We start from the raw sequence: 1,848 nt of genomic DNA on the forward strand, positions 1-1,848 counted from the left end.
GGGCTGGGCGCGCTGCTTCTGATTTTCGCCCAAAGCCGCACCGACGGGATCACCACAGCCGTGATCCTTGCGACGATGCCGGTCGCGGCCATCGCGCTCGAATGCCTGCTTGACGGGCGGCGGTTGACGCTGCGACTTGTCGTGGGCATCGTCCTCAGCACCGGTGGCGGCATCGCGGTCTTCGGCGCGCGGATGGGGCATATCAATATGGGGCTCGGCGCGCTGGCCGCCCTCTTCTCGGTCGTCATTTTCGCATGGGGCGCACGCGCTTCGGTCAAATCCCTGCCGGGCCTGTCGGCGCTGGGCCGGACAGCGGTAACGGTGACAGGTGGCGCCTTTGTCGCCCTCCTCGTCCAGACCGGACTGGAACTGAGCGGCGGCCCCTCCCTGCCCTGGCACCTGATCGGGGCGCAGGAATGGGCCTATCTCGCCATATACGGCATCGGCAGCCTGGCCATTGCCCAGCTTCTGTTCCTGATCGGCGTGGCGGGCCTCGGCGTTGGTGTCGCGACGATGCATATGAACATCGCGCCCTTCTATGTGATGGTCCTGGCGCTCGCCTTCGGCGCGGGCTGGAACTGGGCGCAGGTCGGGGCGGCCGGGCTGGTTGCTCTTGGCGTGGTGGTCGCGCAAGGGCGCGGTCGCCGCCACGCTTGAACACCGCTTCTGTCTCGGGTTAGCTCCTCCGGATCAGGACCGGAGCCCGCAATGCAAAGCCTCAGCCAGTCGCCGACCGATGACGGGTTCGTCCAGAACCCCTATCCGTTCTATGACCGCGCCCGGGCGGCGGGGTCCCTGTTCCACTGGCTGGATTACGACCTGATCTGCGCCACCTCGGCCACCACAGTCGGGGCCATCCTGCGCGATCGCCGGTTCGGCCGGGAAGTGCCCGATGAAAATCGTGCGCCCATCCCCGACCACCTGAAACCCTTCTACGCGGTCGAGGCGCATTCGATGCTGGAACTGGAACCGCCCCGTCACACAAGGCTGCGGTCCCTTGTCCTGCGCGCCTTCACCTCGCGCCGGATCGCGGCGCTGGAACCCGAGATCGCGGCCCTGACCCATGCGTTGATCGACGCCTTCCCGACAGGCGATTTCGACCTGCTGCCCCATTTTGCCCAGAAACTGCCGGTGATCATCATCTCCCGCCTCCTTGGCGTGCCCGAGGACCGGGCCGACGACCTGCTGCAATGGTCGAACGCGATGGTCGGCATGTATCAGGCCCGCCGCGACCGTGGGATGGAGGACAGGGCCGTCGCCGCGACTGAAGCCTTCGTGTCCTTCCTCAGCGCCTATGTCGAGGAACGCCGGGCCACACCCGCCGACGACCTCATCACCCATCTCATCGCCGCCGAGATGGAGGGAGAGACGCTTTCGACGGATGAGCTGATCACCACGTGCATCCTGCTTCTGAATGCGGGCCACGAGGCGACGGTCCACACGATCGGCAATGGCGTCAAGGCCCTGATTGAAAACGGTTTCGGATCTGAAGCCCTCACCTCAGAGACCATCGACGGCACGGTCGAGGAAATCCTGCGCCACGACCCGCCGCTGCACCTTTTTACCCGCCACGCCTATGAGGATATCGAGATCGCGGGCCACACCTTCCGGCGCGGCGATGAGGTCGGCTGCCTGTTGGCCGCCGCAAACCGCGATCCGCGGCACTGGGACCGGCCTGACCGCTTCGATCCGGCGCGCCCGGTCAAAGCCAATCTCAGTTTCGGCATCGGCCTGCATTTCTGCGTCGGGGCACCGCTGGCGCGACTGGAACTGAAAACCGCGCTGCCGATCCTCTTTGACCGTTTGCCCCGGCTCCAACTCGCCGCCCCTCCACGCTACGCCAATCTC

The 1,848-nt window shown here is 66.1% G+C and carries 2 protein-coding genes; both read left to right on the plus strand.

Annotated features, from left to right (window positions below):
* A partial coding sequence (locus WBB85_RS18340; protein WP_432640036.1) for an EamA family transporter occupies nt 1-657 on the plus strand: 657 nt, incomplete at its 5' end.
* A gap of 51 nt (nt 658-708) precedes the next feature.
* Nucleotides 709-1,848 (plus strand): cytochrome P450 (locus WBB85_RS18345; protein ID WP_432640037.1); only part of this gene is annotated, 1,140 nt, incomplete at its 3' end.

The sequence above is a fragment of the Albidovulum sp. genome (genome assembly GCF_049646345.1).
Lineage (GTDB): Bacteria > Pseudomonadota > Alphaproteobacteria > Rhodobacterales > Rhodobacteraceae > Albidovulum.